Genomic DNA, 13,435 nt, shown 5'->3' with positions numbered 1-13,435 from the left:
CCTGCCCCTTGCGCGGCGAGTCGACCCCGCACGTTTGCGGGCACGCCCGGTGTTCGTGCGCTCAGTCGTTGTGGGCGGGCTGCTTGAGCTTGCTGTCCGCGAAGTGCAGCCAGTCCGACACCGCGACGGCGGACAGCGTGGTCGCGGCGAGCCGGGTCGCACGCGGCGCGAACACCAGACCGGCCGTGAACGCCGTGGCGATCCACACGCCCGAGCAGAACGGGCAGGTCACCAGCTCGCCGGCCGCGTGCCGGATCCCGTCGCCGCGGACCGACTCGTTGACCTCCGCGGGCCCGGCCGGTCCGTCGAACCGGGCGAACGGCGCGCGCAGCACGCTCGTCACCGCTGCCTTCGTCAGCAGGCGGCTGGCCTTGTGCGTGGCCAGCGACAGGAGGGCCACGTCGCTGAGCGAGACCTGTTCGGGCAGGCGCACCCCGGCCCGGCGACCGGCGACGGTGGCCCCGGTGACGAGCGCGCCGTACGAGCAGAGGGTCGCCAGGTAACCCCGCAGTGGGCGCTGCTCGCCGGCGGAGTAGGCGGAGCTGATCCGCCGGAAGAGGTCGGTGATCGGCATGGCCGAGGTGTAGCCGGGATCGGCCGGTTCAAACTCACGCGGACGGGGCACGACCTTGCTGCGGAGGTGGGTCACCGGACGGTGGTGATTCCACGGGTCGGTCGCCCGATCGGTGACGGTGCGGGTCAGTCGCCTGACGCTACTGTGTCGCCGAGGCGCTGACCGGCACGAGTGCACGGCAGGGTGCTCGGAACGAGTTCAGCCAGGACGTCGACCGCGGTCGCTGTGTCACGAAGTGGGAGACCATGCATCACCTCGCCGGCGCACGTGCCTCGACGAAGGACGGCACATTACCGATCGTCCTGCTCTCGCTCGTCCTCATGCAGGCCGCCTGGGCGACGTACAGCGGTGTCACCGAGTTCGAGGTCGACATCGACCACGGGCGCTCGTCGCCCTGGGACCTCGTCATGGGGGTGGTCTCCGCCGGCGAGGTCGTCGGCGTCCTCCTGGTCTTCGCCCGGCGTAACGCCGGTTTCGCCGTCGCCGTTTCCGCCGAGGTGTTGCGATTTGTCATCGCCGTGTTCACCAAGGCATCGGTGGACGGATACATCCTAACGTTCACAATCGTCAGCCCGTTCGTCCTGCTCTACGTCTATTCCCGCCTCGACGACGTGCCCGACGAGGCGGACGCGGACGGGACACCGCCGGACGGGGACGTCGACCGGCCGACCGGCCGGAAAGATCGAGCGGGCAGCCCCCAGGTCTTCTTGAGCTATTCGCGCAGGCAGTTCTACTTCGCCGAATCGTTGATGCTGCGACTGGACGGCAACGCGATACCCGTGTGGTTCGACACCCACCGGATCCAGGCGGGCGCCGACTGGAAGGAGAGCATCGACGGGGGCCTCGCGGCCTGCACGTCGCTGGTGCTGGTGGCGTCACGTGACGCCTTGAAGTCGAAGAACGTGGACTACGAGTGGCGCACCGCGCTCAAGGACGGCAAGCAGGTGTACGTCGTCCTCTTCGAGGCCGTGGCACTGCCACCTGAGTTGAGTCGCGAAGCCGTGGCGATCATCGACCTGCGCAGCCGGTTCGAAGCGAAGGTGGAGACGTTGGTGGAGCTGCTCACCCAGCCCCGGCGTCACCGCGACCGTGCGCCGAAGGGGAATCCGCTCCGCCTCCCGTCACGCCTGCCCCCGAGCGTCTTCCTGACCACGACGGCCCTGGGCCTGATATTCGCGGCGAGCCTGTTCTTCGACGTGCTCAATGCCCGGGTGTTGCTGGCGATCACCGAGCCGCACGCGCGGAACCTGCCCGAGGACGTCGATCCGAGCTTCACGACCCACCTGCTCGGGTTCACCTTCCACGGGCTGTCCAGCAAGGTCTACGCCTTCCTGGGCATCACCGTCATGACCCTGCTGCTCACGGCCTTGTCAGCGTTCCTCCTGGTGGCCGTGCTCTATCGGCGGAGATTCGTGCTCGCCCTGCTGCCGCTCGCCCTGCTCGGCTCGGCCTGGCTCTACGTGAACACCAGCTTCATCGAGCACTCGACCAGCCACGTGATCGTCAGCGTCACCGGCGGACTGATGTCAACACCGGCCAACCTGCACTCCTCGGCATGGCGGGACCTCGACGACATGCTGCTCGGGCAGTACGTGGACTACGGCTCGTCGTATGCCTTCACCTACGGTTCTTCCTTCCTCTCCACCGGTGACGCGAGCCCGTACCTGACAGCCACCAGCGCACAATGGCGCTGGCCGACGCTGCTGCTCCTCGGACTCGCGGTGGTCGCGTTCTGGAAGTCGCGGCGCTCCGCTTCCCTGTACCGCTGGTTGGCCACCGGCGTGGCACCCGAAAGACTGCGGCTCCAGCACAACGAGCCGCCCGGTGCGCACAGGGGCGACCACCACGTCCTGCCTGCGCGGTTACCGTCGCGGACCGCATCGGAACGGCCGCCGGGATGGCGACTGCTGCACCATCCCGCGGACGGTCACATCGCAGCGGAGATCGAGGCCGCACTGGCCGACCGCGGGCACGCCGACGGTGAGAGCCCGGAACGGCGCGTAGTCCCCATCGTCCTGCTGACCAACCGCACCCGGCTGGACTGGCTGGAGGAGCTTGAGCGGGAGAATCCCGACCTGGTCTACGTCGTGTGCACGAGCGTCCGGCAGGTCGAAACCCTGGCGCTGCTCGGTCGACACCAGTGGTTCGACTACCGGGAGCGTTCGCACGACAAGCTCGCGCTGCTCGCGCGCTCCCTTCGACAGGGCTCGTCGACGAGTGCGGACTACTCGTTCCCGGCCCTTCCGGAGAGGTTGACGAGAACGGTCGTGCCCGGACCGGTGCGGTACAAGAGCCACGCCATGAGGCTGTGCGCGACCTGGTTGGCGGCCGTCGCCCTGTTCGGCGAAGGCCGCGTGTACAGCAGTTTCGTCCATGACGAGGGCTCGGGCCGTCTGATCCCCTGGGTGACCGGGCTGATGTTCTGGATCTGCCTGCCCTGCTGCCTCTACCTCTTCTGGCTGGCCGTCGAGCTGACGTCAGCTCGCACCACCTATCGGCGATTCCGGACACGCCTGAACATCGTCATGGTCACCCTGTTGATCACCCAGTTGCAGTTCCTGCTGTCCTTCGACGACCAGTTCGGCACCGTCCTGCTCGGTGCGCTGGTCAACGTCTTCCTGGCGATGGCCTGGCTCACCCCGGACGCCGGCCACGTACGACGATGGCTGCCGGCGGTGCAAAGCCCCGTGGTCGGCACCCTGGCCGTGCCGCTGCGGCACCAGTTCGGGTACTCGTCGACGATCTACCTGGGGCTGTTCGTGTTCTGCTACCTGTCGGCCGCGATGTTCTTCGCGGACGCCGCATGACGGGGCTCAGATCGGGGTGGCCTGGGACGTCGCGAACAGGTCGTCGAACACCCGGGCCCGGTCGAACGACATGGCGTGCGCCCTGGCCCGGTCCTCCATGGACCGCCGCTGCTCCGGTGACAGCTCCAGCACCGCCCGGTCGATCGCGGCGGCGAGGCCGGCGACGTCACCGGCCTCCACGATGATCGCCGTGCCGCCGACCGCCTCACCGGTGCCGCCGGTGGTGGTCGTGATCACCGGTCCGCCGCCGGCGAGCATCTTCTCGGCCAACGCGATGCCGAAGGTCTCCACGAAGTCCGGCTCGGGCTTGGTCGGCAACGCGTAGGCGGCGCAGCCGCGCATCAGCAACGGCTTCTCGTCGTCGTCCACGTCGGACAGCAGCACGACCCGCTCGTCGTCACGCGTCAGCGCCCGGATGTCCTCCAGGGCCGGACCGTTCCCGGCCACGACGAGCTTCACCCGCGACCGGGCCCGCGACCGGGCGAACGCCGTCACCAGGTCGTGGATGCCCTTCGCCCGCGCCACCCGGGACAGGAACAGCACGTAGCCGTCACGTTCGAGGCCGCGTCGCGCCAGGGCGGCGTCGACCCGCCCCGGGTCGAGGTCGAGGTAGGCCGAGGTGTCGATCGGCGGGTAGCTGACCGAGACCCGGCCGCGGCACTCGTCGGCCAGGCGGGTGCCGCAGTGCGCGTCGACGGCCTCGGCGGAGGCGATGATCTCCTGCCTGGTGTACTCCGACACCGCGATCACCTGGTCGTTGGCCAGGAACGTGGTGAACAGGGCCACCGCCGCACCGAACCGGTTCTCGCGCAGGCACGAGCGGATCACGTTGGTGACGTCCGAACCCACCGCCTTCGCGATGGTGCGGACGTCGGGCGCGAAGCCGGCCGCGCGCGCCGCCGCCACGGCCTCGCCCACGACCGCCGTGTGCGGCGCGAGGTACATCGACAGGCACGTGGTCGGCACCGGTTCGGCGAGCAGCTCGACCAGGCGGCCGGTGAGCCCGGCCACGTACCGGCCGTCGGGCACCCGGTAGTCGCCCACCGGCTCCGGCCGCTCCACCGTGATGCCCGCGCTGTAGGGCATGATCCGGTCGAGCGGCTTCAGCGGCAGCCCGGCCGCCTGCAGGGCGGGTATGGGCCACGTCAGCAGCCGCACGTCGTCGAAGCCCCGGGTCAAAGCGGCCTCGGCCAGGTTGCGGGCCTCACCGGAGTGACCGCAGATCACCGGATCGGCCCGCACCACGATGACGAGGCGGCGGTTCGGCCTGCTCATGTGCGGGCTCCCGTCGCGGGTGAGTCGGACAGTGACGGTGGTCGGACTTCACGGCCCCACGCCGACGGCTCGGGGCCGAGTTCGAGTTGCAGCCGCCCGCCCGCGTGGATGTCGGTGGCACGCATGTGCGCGACGTCCAGCGGTCTGCCGTTGAGCCGGGCGGACTGCACGTACTGCGGTGGTGGCACCCGTTCCAGCCCGTCGGAGCTGACCGGTGTCTCCCGGTGGCCCCTGGTCTCGACCACGAAGTCGCGGTCGCCGATGTGGACCGTGGCCCGCGCGAACGCGGGCGCGTTGACCAGGAACAGGTTCTGGCCGGCGATCGGGAACAGCCCGAGCGAGGCCCACACGTACCAGGAGCTGAGCCCGCCGGAGTCGTCGTTGCCCGGCAGCCCGCCGGGACCGGTGCCGAACTGCCAGGTCAGCGCGGCGTGCACGACCTCGGCCGTGCGGTCCGGGCGGCCCGCGTAGTGGTAGGACCAGGGCGCTTCCATGTCCGGCTCGTTGTTGAGGCCCTCGAACCGGTTCAGCGCGTAGCCGACCGCCATCTCCGCCGGGTCGGGCAGCCTGCCCGGCTGGGTCACCGCCGCCGCGCCGTAGCCGAAGAACGCGTCCAGCATGGTGACGAACGCGTCGTCACCACCGGCCATCGCGATCCTCCCGGCCATGTCGTGCATGAGCCGGAACGAGTAGTTCCACTTGCCGCCCTCGTAGAACGACGAGTCGTGCAGCAGGCCGGTGGCCGGGTCGAACGCGTTCGTCCACAGCAGGCTGCGCGCGGCGAGGTCGTCGGCGAGCCGGCCGTCGTTCAGGGCCCGCGCGACGCCCGCGGTGCAGTGGTAGGCGTAGGCGAGGTCCAGGGTGTGCGAGATCGGGTGCACGACGCCGTGCTCGTAGAAGTCCTCGCCGTACAACCGGCGCAGGTCGGCTTCCATGTGCACCAGCGCCCAGTTCCAGTCCAGGTCGCCGAGGCCCAGCGCGTGCGCGTCGGCCAACGCGGTGTGCACCAGGGCGCTGGCCTGGCGGAAGAACCGGTCCGCGCCGCGCGCCATCCGGTACCCGATCGGGAAGTTGCCCTCCTCCTCGCACACCCGGATCAGCGACTCCAGCAGGTCGACCGCCCGGTCCGGCACGATCGCGGCGAGCAGCGGCACCTGGGTCTTGTAGATGTCCCACATCGTGCAGACGTCGAAGGCGAACGGCCCGGACGTCGGCCAGAACGGGCTCTCGTCGTCGGCGAAGCACGGTTTGATCAGCGAGTGGTACAGGGCGGTGGCGAACACCTGCCGCCGGGCGGGCGACCCACCCTCGACCTCGACGCGGCCCACGTGGTCGCGCCACCGCTCCCTGGTCCCCGCCCGGATGGCGTCGAACGCGGGCGGGCTCTCGCCGCACTCGCGGTGCAGGTTGCGCTCGGCCTGCTCGCAGCCTCGCAGGGAGAAGCCGATGCGCACCTCGACGCTCTGCCCGGCGTGGGTGGGCCCGATGAACAGCAGTCCGAACGGGCGCAGCGTGGTCTGCCGGATGCGGTCGAAGTCCAGCCGGGTGCCGCCCTCGATCAGCCGGCGGTCGTGCCAGAGCATCTGGCGCCACCCCGGCGTGTCGACCTCGATGTGCACCGAGAGCGGCACGCCCTCCACGACGACCGTGCCCTGCGCGCGGCCGTGCCCGAGGCTTTCCACGTGCGCCCGCAGCGGCACCGTGCGGCCGTGGTCGATGGCCAGCCCGCCGCACGACAGGTCGACCACGATCCGGGCGGCCCGGTGCTCCGGGAACGTGTACCGGTGGACCGCGACCTTGGCGCCGACGGTGATCTCGCACCGGACGCCGGTGTCGAGCGTGGCCGCGTAGTACCCGGCTTCGGCGACCTCGTCGTGCAGCGGCCAGGCCTGACCGAGCGTGTCCAGCTGCTGCACCATCGGGGTCACCCGGACGTAGTTGTAGTACTTGCGGATCGCTCCGGTTCCGGACTGCTGGAAGTGGGTGAACCCGGAGGCCTGCGGCCGGTCGAACATCTCCTCCGGCAGGCCCTCGGTGTTCTTCGTGTACCGGCCGTAGCCCGTCGGGTAGGCGCCCGAGTAGGCGCAGGCGGACACCATCCCGAGCGGGGAGGTCGCGCCCGGGTGGGTGTTGCCGATCTGCGCTTTCGGCCACCACCAGGTAGCGGCGAGACCCTGCGCCGCGGGCAGGGAGGTCGCCGCCGTTCCGATGAAGGGATCAATCTCGTCGAGGATGGCAAGACTGTAAGTCCACGCGGGGCGGCCAATGGTTTCCGCTGCGTGAACTCGACGGGAACGCCGTGTCGATCACCCGGTCGGGCGTCGGGACGGTCGGGTCGGCCCCCGTCAGGTGTAGTCCGGGAGTCGGCGGGCGACGTCGGCGGGCGACGGCATCCGGGCGATCTCCTCGGCGATGGCGCGGGCGGCACCGGCGTACTCATCGTCGCGCACCAGGGTCCGGACGTGGTCGGCGATGGCGTCCGGGTCCACGTCGCCCGGGAGGAGCCGCAGCCCGGCCCCGGCGGCGCTGACGGCGTCGGCGTTGGCGAACTGGTCGGCGCCCTGGGGCAGCATCAGCTGCGGCACGCCCGCGGCGAGCGCGCCGAGCGTGGTGCCGCTGCCGCCGTGGTGCACGACCACGTCCACGTGCGGCAACAACTCCGCCTGCGGCAGCCACGCGTGCACGGTGACGTTGTCCGGCACGTCGCCGAGCTGGTCGGGCCGCACCCGACCGGTGGCGACGACCACGCGCGCGTCCAGCGCCGCCAACCCCTTGACCGCCGTGGCCAGCAGCTCCGCGGTGCCGAACGCCGTGCCGAGGGTCAGGTAGACCAGGGGTTGCGACGCGCGCCGACCGTCCCACGAGGGCAGTGCGCCGGGGTCGGCGTACCCGACCGGACGCAGCTCGATCCGGTGCTGGGTGGCCACGAAGTCCCTGTCCTGCAACGACGGCGGGCAGATGTCGACGTGCGGCAGGCCGGGTGCCTCGGTGTTCTCCGTCGGCAGCGCCAGGCCGATCCCGTCGGGGAACATGCGGCCGAAGCCGTGCCAGAGCCCCGGGATGCCCGCGCGGTGCGCGGCGACCGCGGCACCCGGCACTCCCCAACCGTGCACCACGAGGTCGGGCCGCAAGCGCGCGAGCTCGGGCTCCAGGTCCTCGGGGTACATCTCGTAGAACGTGTCCGCGGGGCGGAACGGGCGCAGCCCGTTGGCGGCCAACGGCGCGTGCACCTCTTCACCGACGGCGAAGTGCACCTCGTGCCCGGCATCCCGTGCGGCGATCGCGAGCGGGATCAGCGGATAGGTGTGACCGACCGACGCGAGGGCGGCGAACAGGACGCGCATGGCGTCGAAACTACGCCCTCCGCGTGCCGCGGCTACCCGGTTCCGCCATGATCGCGCGCCCAGGGGTCGATCGGCACCACGTCGGTGATCCGGCCCGTGTCGTCGAGCAGGCAGCCCATCCGCTTCACCGCGCGCAACGTCACGGCGCGGTCGGTGAGGGTGAGCGCGGGCAGTCGCCGGGCGAGTTCGGCCTCCAGGCGTTGGATGTCGCCGAGGGACCGCAGCCACAACGTCATCACGAGGTTGTCGGCGCCCGTGACGGCCGCGCACAGGCGCACCTCGGGCAGTTCGGTCAACGCGGTGGCGGTCCGGTCCAGCTCGTCCGGCGGCACCCTGGCCCAGAACGTCGCGGCGATCGGCCACCCCGTGACCGGTTGCGCGACCTCGCACCGCAGCGACAGCAGCCGGTCCTCGACCATCTCGTTGAGCCACCGGCGGACGGTGGACCCGCTCTTGCCGGTGCGGGCCGCGATCTCGGCCGCGGGCCTGCGCCCGTCGTCCAGGGTGCGCAGCACCTCCCGGTGGTGGGGTTTCCAGACCGCGCGGCCGCCGGTCGGCTGGACCGGGTGGGCGGGCTGCGCGCGCCGCTGCGGTTCCAGCGCGCCGAGCCGCCAGCGGTTGCCCTCGCCGTAGACGGTGGTCACGGTGTGCGTCCGGGTCCGGCGCAGCCCCGGCAGGCCGTGCAGTTGGTGCAGCACGACGTGCGACAACGTGGTGAGGTCCGGCGTCAGCACGGTCAGGAACAGGTCCCGGCCACTGCTGATGATCGAGATCGAGACGATCTGCGGTATGCGGGACAGCACCTCGACCGCGTGCGGACGGGCGGTCGGCTCGATGTCGATCTCGATGAACGCGTTGCAGTGGTCCTTGGCCCACAGCCGCACGTCGGGGTAGGCGGTGACCCGCGCGGTGCCCGCCTCGACCAGCGCCTGCCAGCGGCGTGCCGCGGTGACCGGGTCGATGCCGAGCGACCGGCCGACCTCGTGCCAGGTGGCCCTCGGCGCGGCTTGGAGGGCGTGGACGAGCCTCAGGTCCGTCTCGTCGGGCGTGAACGAATCCTGCACTGGAGGCCATCCCCTGAGCGATCTCGGCAATTGTGGCGGCGAGCGTGACACGGACCGTGATCCTCGGGCAAGTACCCGCCACGGACCGGAGGAGAGACCACCCATGTCACCGAGCGAGAACGCGGCCCTGATGGACGACCTGGTGCGGCTGCGCCGACGACTGCACGCCGACCCCGAGATCGGCCTGGACTTACCGCGCACGCAGGAGAAGGTCCTGGCCGCGCTGGACGGGCTGCCGCTGGAGCTGTCCACGGGCGATGCGCTGACCTCCGTGACCGGCGTGCTGCGTGGCGCCCGCCCGGGACCGGTGGTGCTGCTGCGCGCCGACATGGACGCGCTGCCCGTGCAGGAGCGCACGGGGCTCGACTTCGCGTCCCGCGTGGACGGTGCGATGCACGCGTGCGGCCACGACCTGCACACCGCGATGCTGGTCGGCGCCGCGCACCTGCTGGCCGCCCGGCGGCACGAGTTGGCCGGGGACGTGGTCTTCATGTTCCAACCCGGCGAGGAGGGGTGGGACGGCTCGGCCGCGATGATCGCCGAGGGCGTGCTGGACGCGGCGGGCCGCCGGGCGGAGGCCGCCTACGCGTTGCACGTGTTCAGCGCCGGTGTGCCGCACGGCGTGTTCTCGGCCCGGCCGGGCACCACGATGGCGGCGTCGGACGGGCTGGAGGTCACCGTCGTCGGCTCGGGCGGGCACGGCGCCCGGCCGCACCGCGCGCAGGACCCCATCCCGGTGGCGTGCGAGATCGTCACGGCGTTGCAGACCCTGGTCACCCGCCAGTCCGACATCTTCGACCCGGTGGTCGTGACCGTGGGGTCGTTCCACGCGGGGACCAAGCGCAACGTCATCCCCGACACGGCCCGGTTCGAGGCGACCGTGCGCACGTTCTCCGCCGCGGCCAAGGCGCGGATCAAGGACGCGTCGGTCGAGCTGGCCCGGTCGATCGCGCGGGCGCACGGCCTGCGCGCCGACGTGACCTACGTCGACGGGTATCCCATGACGGTGAACAACCCCCGGGAGACCGCGTTCGTCGCGGACACGATCACCGAGCTCTTCGGCCACCGCTACCGGCCGCTGGCCGACCCGATGCCGGGGGGCGAGGACTTCTCCCGCGTCCTGCGCGAGGTCCCCGGCGCCTTCATCCCGCTCGGCGCGGGCGACGGCACCACCGACAACCACTCCCCGCTCGCCCGGTTCGACGACGCGGTGCTGCCCGACGGCGCCACCGTCCTCGCCGAGCTGGCCCTGCGCCGGGGCCGCGACGGGACGAACCGCTGAGCCGGTACCCCTGCGGTCGGCCCGGTCCGGCGACGGCGCCGGACCCGCATCCGTCGACCGGACCGGAGGTCGGTCGGCGAGTCCGTCAGCCGGGTGGGAAGCCGAGCGCCGGGAGGAGTGCCTCGTCCACGATCGCGGCCAGCTCGTCCCGCGTCGGCACCCGGCCCAGGTCCATGGACAGCTTGAACACCATCGCCTCGCCGATCTGGGTGGTGATGGGGGTCAGCCGGCGGGGGTCCAGACCGCCGTTGGCTGCGTAGTGGCGCAGGACCGTGCTGGTGAAGGTGCCGCCCCGGGGGTCGAAGACCTCGGTGTAGAGGGCCTCCGCCAGGGCCGGGTAGCGGTGGCGCTCGGAGATGATCGCCAGCACCGCGGTCGCCGCCGGGGTCGGCATCCAGTCGGTCAGCACGGTGAGCGCCGCGATCAGGTCGGTGCGCAGGTCGTCCGCGGTGGCGGTGGGCACTTCCACCGGGTGGGCCTGGGCCACCGCGTCGACCAGCAGCTCGTGCGGGCTCGCCCAACGCCGGTAGAGGACGGTCTTGGCGGTGGACGCCCGGCGGGCGATGCCCTCCATGCTGAGTTGACCCAACCCGACCTCGGCGAGTTCGGCGAGCGCGGCTTCGTGGATGGCGCGCACCAGTGCCTCGCCGCGCCGCCGCTCCGGCGCCCTGGCGACCGCTTTCTCCATGTCACTTCCATCTCAAGACACGGTGCCGTAGCTTATCCCCTCGATAAGCTACGAAGCCGTATCCAACTGGGGTGTTCCGTTGTCCACATCTTCCGCCACGCTCCCCCGGCCGCTCGCCGGCGGACGTGCCTTGGCGCCCGACCTGGCCCGCGGCGCGATGCTGCTGATGATCGCGCTGGCCCACGCGCACATGTACCTGTCCGGCCACCCGACCGGTTTCCGGGCGTACGCGATCGACGGCGGCACGCTCGACCGCGTCGTCACCGGGCTCCAGGTGGCGCTGGTCGACGGCCGGGCCATGCCGATGTTCGCCGCGCTGTTCGGCTACGGGTTCGTGCAGCTCACCGGCAAGCAGACCGGTGACTGGCGCGCCACGCGCGGGTTGCTGCGCAGGCGGAGCCGGTGGTTGCTGGTGTTCGGGTGCTGCCACGCCCTGCTGCTGTTCTTCGGTGACATCCTCGCCGCCTACGGGTTGGCCGGGCTGCTGATGGTCGGTGTCCTGCGGTGGCGTGACCGCGCGCTGCTCGTGCTCGCCGGCGCGTGGCTGCTCGTGCACACGGGCGCGGCACTGGTCAACGGGATGCGGATCGCCGAGTTCGGCGGCCCTTCGGGCATGGTCGCCGCGACCGACCCGGTGACCGCCCTGGGCGAGCGCGTGACGTTGTGGGGTGTGCTGACGCCGATGCTGGTGGTGGAACTGGTGATCCCGTTCGTGCTCGGCGTGTGGGCCGCCCGCCGTCGCCTGCTGGACGAGCCGCACCACCACGTCCCGGTCCTGCGCGTGACCGCTCTCGCCGGGATCGGCCTGGCCGTGCTCGGCGGTGCCCCGTTGGCGTTGCTGGACGCGGGGGTGTGGACGCGGGCACCGGCGGCGTTGTCGGTGCCCGCGTACGTGCTGCACGGCGTCACCGGGCTGGCCGGAGGCGTGGGCTACGCGGCACTCGTGGGGCTGGTCGCGGCCCGCGTCACCCGGCCGGGTCGGGCGCTGACCGCCCTGGCCGCGTGCGGACGGCGATCCCTCACCTGCTACCTGTTGCAGTCCGTGGTGTTCGTGGCGGTCTTCGTGCCCTACGCGGGCGGGCTCGGCACCGAGGCGGGCACGGCGGCCGCGTCCGGGATCGCGGTCCTCACCTGGCTGGCCACCGTCGCCCTGGCCGACGTGCTGCGCCGCGTGGACCGCGGTGGTCCGGCCGAATGGCTGCTGCGGCGACTCACCTACGGCCGCCGTGGTTTCGAAAACTCTCGATAACCATTGCCCGCCGCGCTCGGACCCCACGATCGTGTGGCACCTCCGTGCCGAAAGGGGCTTCGAAGTGCGAAAACTCTTATCCGCGTCCTTGGCCTTGACCACCGCGACCCTCACCGCGGCAGGTGTGCTGCTCCCGGTCGCACCTGCCGCCGCGGCCGCCGTCCCATCCTCCGCCGCAGTCCCACCCGCCGCCACGCTCGCGGAGGCCGCGCAACGCACCGGCCGGTACTTCGGGGCGGGCGTCACGGCCTACAAGCTGTCCGACCCGGCCTACACCGGCATCCTCGACCGCGAGTTCGGCGTGGTGACGCCGGAGAACGAGATGAAGCTCGACGCGACCGAGCCGAGCCAGGGCCGGTTCACCTTCACCGCGGCCGACCGGATCGTGAACCACGCGGCGCAACAGGGCAAGCGGGTGCGCGGGCACACCCTGCTCTGGCACGCGGGGCAGCCCGGCTGGCTCACGAACCTGTCGGGCGCGGCGCTGCGGCAGGCGATGCTCAACCACGTCACGCAGGTGATGGCGTACTACCGCGGCCGGATCCTCGCCTGGGACGTGGTCAACGAGGCGTTCGCCGACGGCCCGACCGGCGCGCGGCGCGACTCCAACTTCCAGCGCACCGGCGACGACTGGATCGAGGCGGCGTTCCACGCGGCCCGGGCGGCCGACCCCGGCGCGAAGCTCTGCTACAACGACTACAACATCGAGAACTGGTCGCACGCCAAGACCCAGGCCGTGTACCGGATGGTGCGCGACTTCCGGTCCCGCGGCGTGCCCGTCGACTGCGTCGGCCTCCAGTCGCACTTCGGCGCCAACCACCCGGTGCCGACCGACTTCGTCACCACCCTGCGCAACTTCGCCGACCTCGGCGTGGACGTGCAGCTGACCGAGTTGGACGTCGAAGGATCCGGCACGGCCCAGGCCGAGAGCTACCGGCGCGTCGTGCGGGCCTGCCTGGCGGTCGACCGCTGCACCGGCATCACGGTGTGGGGCATCCGCGACAGCGACTCGTGGCGGGCTTCCTCCACCCCGCTGCTGTTCACCTCCGCCGGCGCCAAGAAGCCCGCGTACACGGCCGTCCTCGACACCCTGAACAGCGCCCGGTGCGGCACGGCGCGCTGAACCCGCCATTTCGTGCGGCGAGGACAGCA

General features: G+C 71.5%; 10 protein-coding genes. 4 read left to right on the top strand and 6 right to left on the bottom strand.

All coding sequences use genetic code 11. The annotated features are described in order from the left end of the window. Positions 1 to 61: 61 nt before the first annotated feature. The gene (locus tag AB0K14_RS27080) at positions 62 to 649 is read right to left on the bottom strand and encodes a DUF1360 domain-containing protein (protein ID WP_364339065.1); all 588 of its coding nucleotides are present in this window, start codon (positions 647 to 649) and stop codon (positions 62 to 64) included. Positions 650 to 819: 170 nt separating this feature from the next. Between AB0K14_RS27080 and AB0K14_RS27075 the strand changes: the two genes are divergently transcribed. Beyond that, complete coding sequence (locus AB0K14_RS27075; protein WP_360460187.1) at positions 820 to 3,381, top strand: toll/interleukin-1 receptor domain-containing protein; 2,562 nt, start codon at positions 820 to 822, stop codon at positions 3,379 to 3,381. A 6-nt stretch (positions 3,382 to 3,387) separates the two neighbouring features. Here the strand turns inward: AB0K14_RS27075 and AB0K14_RS27070 are convergent, their stop codons facing one another. The 4 genes from AB0K14_RS27070 to AB0K14_RS27055 all read right to left on the bottom strand — a co-directional run bounded on the left by AB0K14_RS27070 (position 3,388) and on the right by AB0K14_RS27055 (position 9,064). Continuing rightward, positions 3,388 to 4,656, bottom strand: a complete 1,269-nt coding sequence (locus AB0K14_RS27070; protein ID WP_360460189.1) for a glycosyltransferase — start codon at positions 4,654 to 4,656, stop codon at positions 3,388 to 3,390. Then, complete coding sequence (locus tag AB0K14_RS27065; RefSeq protein ID WP_364339090.1) at positions 4,653 to 6,878, bottom strand: GH92 family glycosyl hydrolase; 2,226 nt, start codon at positions 6,876 to 6,878, stop codon at positions 4,653 to 4,655. The genes AB0K14_RS27070 and AB0K14_RS27065 overlap by 4 nt, the downstream gene beginning before the upstream one ends. Before the next feature lie 123 nt (positions 6,879 to 7,001). After that, a complete protein-coding gene (locus tag AB0K14_RS27060; protein WP_360460191.1) occupies positions 7,002 to 8,000 on the bottom strand; it encodes a glycosyltransferase in 999 nt (332 codons plus the stop codon). Positions 8,001 to 8,032: 32 nt separating this feature from the next. After that, positions 8,033 to 9,064 carry an Lrp/AsnC family transcriptional regulator gene (locus AB0K14_RS27055; RefSeq protein ID WP_360460193.1) on the bottom strand — a complete coding sequence of 344 codons (1,032 nt, stop codon included), beginning with the start codon at positions 9,062 to 9,064 and terminating at the stop codon, positions 8,033 to 8,035. 103 nt (positions 9,065 to 9,167) lie between these two features. On the opposite strand from AB0K14_RS27055, the gene AB0K14_RS27050 reads away from it, so the two are divergent. Next, positions 9,168 to 10,346, top strand: a complete 1,179-nt coding sequence (locus tag AB0K14_RS27050; RefSeq protein ID WP_360460195.1) for a M20 family metallopeptidase — start codon at positions 9,168 to 9,170, stop codon at positions 10,344 to 10,346. A gap of 85 nt (positions 10,347 to 10,431) precedes the next feature. Here AB0K14_RS27050 and AB0K14_RS27045 read toward each other — a convergent pair whose 3' ends face one another. Beyond that, entirely contained in the window at positions 10,432 to 11,034 is a 603-nt protein-coding gene (locus AB0K14_RS27045) for a TetR/AcrR family transcriptional regulator (protein ID WP_360460197.1), read from the bottom strand. Between the two features lie 79 nt (positions 11,035 to 11,113). Between AB0K14_RS27045 and AB0K14_RS27040 the strand changes: the two genes are divergently transcribed. Further along, positions 11,114 to 12,283, top strand: coding sequence for a DUF418 domain-containing protein (locus AB0K14_RS27040; RefSeq protein WP_360460199.1), 1,170 nt, complete (start codon positions 11,114 to 11,116; stop codon positions 12,281 to 12,283). A 64-nt stretch (positions 12,284 to 12,347) separates the two neighbouring features. Then, positions 12,348 to 13,406, top strand: coding sequence for an endo-1,4-beta-xylanase (locus tag AB0K14_RS27035; RefSeq protein WP_360460201.1), 1,059 nt, complete (start codon positions 12,348 to 12,350; stop codon positions 13,404 to 13,406). Positions 13,407 to 13,435: the final 29 nt, after the last annotated feature.

It is taken from the genome of Actinosynnema sp. NPDC050801, from assembly GCF_040673975.1.
Lineage (GTDB): Bacteria > Actinomycetota > Actinomycetes > Mycobacteriales > Pseudonocardiaceae > Actinosynnema.
This window is presented reverse-complemented; position numbering and strand designations above follow the sequence as displayed.

Coding starts and splice junctions, on each gene's coding strand:
- AB0K14_RS27075 (WP_360460187.1), top strand. CDS start 820: ATGCATCACCTCGCCGGCGCACGTGCCTCGACGAAGGACGGCACATTA.
- AB0K14_RS27070 (WP_360460189.1), bottom strand. CDS start 4,656: ATGAGCAGGCCGAACCGCCGCCTCGTCATCGTGGTGCGGGCCGATCCG.
- AB0K14_RS27060 (WP_360460191.1), bottom strand. CDS start 8,000: ATGCGCGTCCTGTTCGCCGCCCTCGCGTCGGTCGGTCACACCTATCCG.
- AB0K14_RS27050 (WP_360460195.1), top strand. CDS start 9,168: ATGTCACCGAGCGAGAACGCGGCCCTGATGGACGACCTGGTGCGGCTG.
- AB0K14_RS27045 (WP_360460197.1), bottom strand. CDS start 11,034: ATGGAGAAAGCGGTCGCCAGGGCGCCGGAGCGGCGGCGCGGCGAGGCA.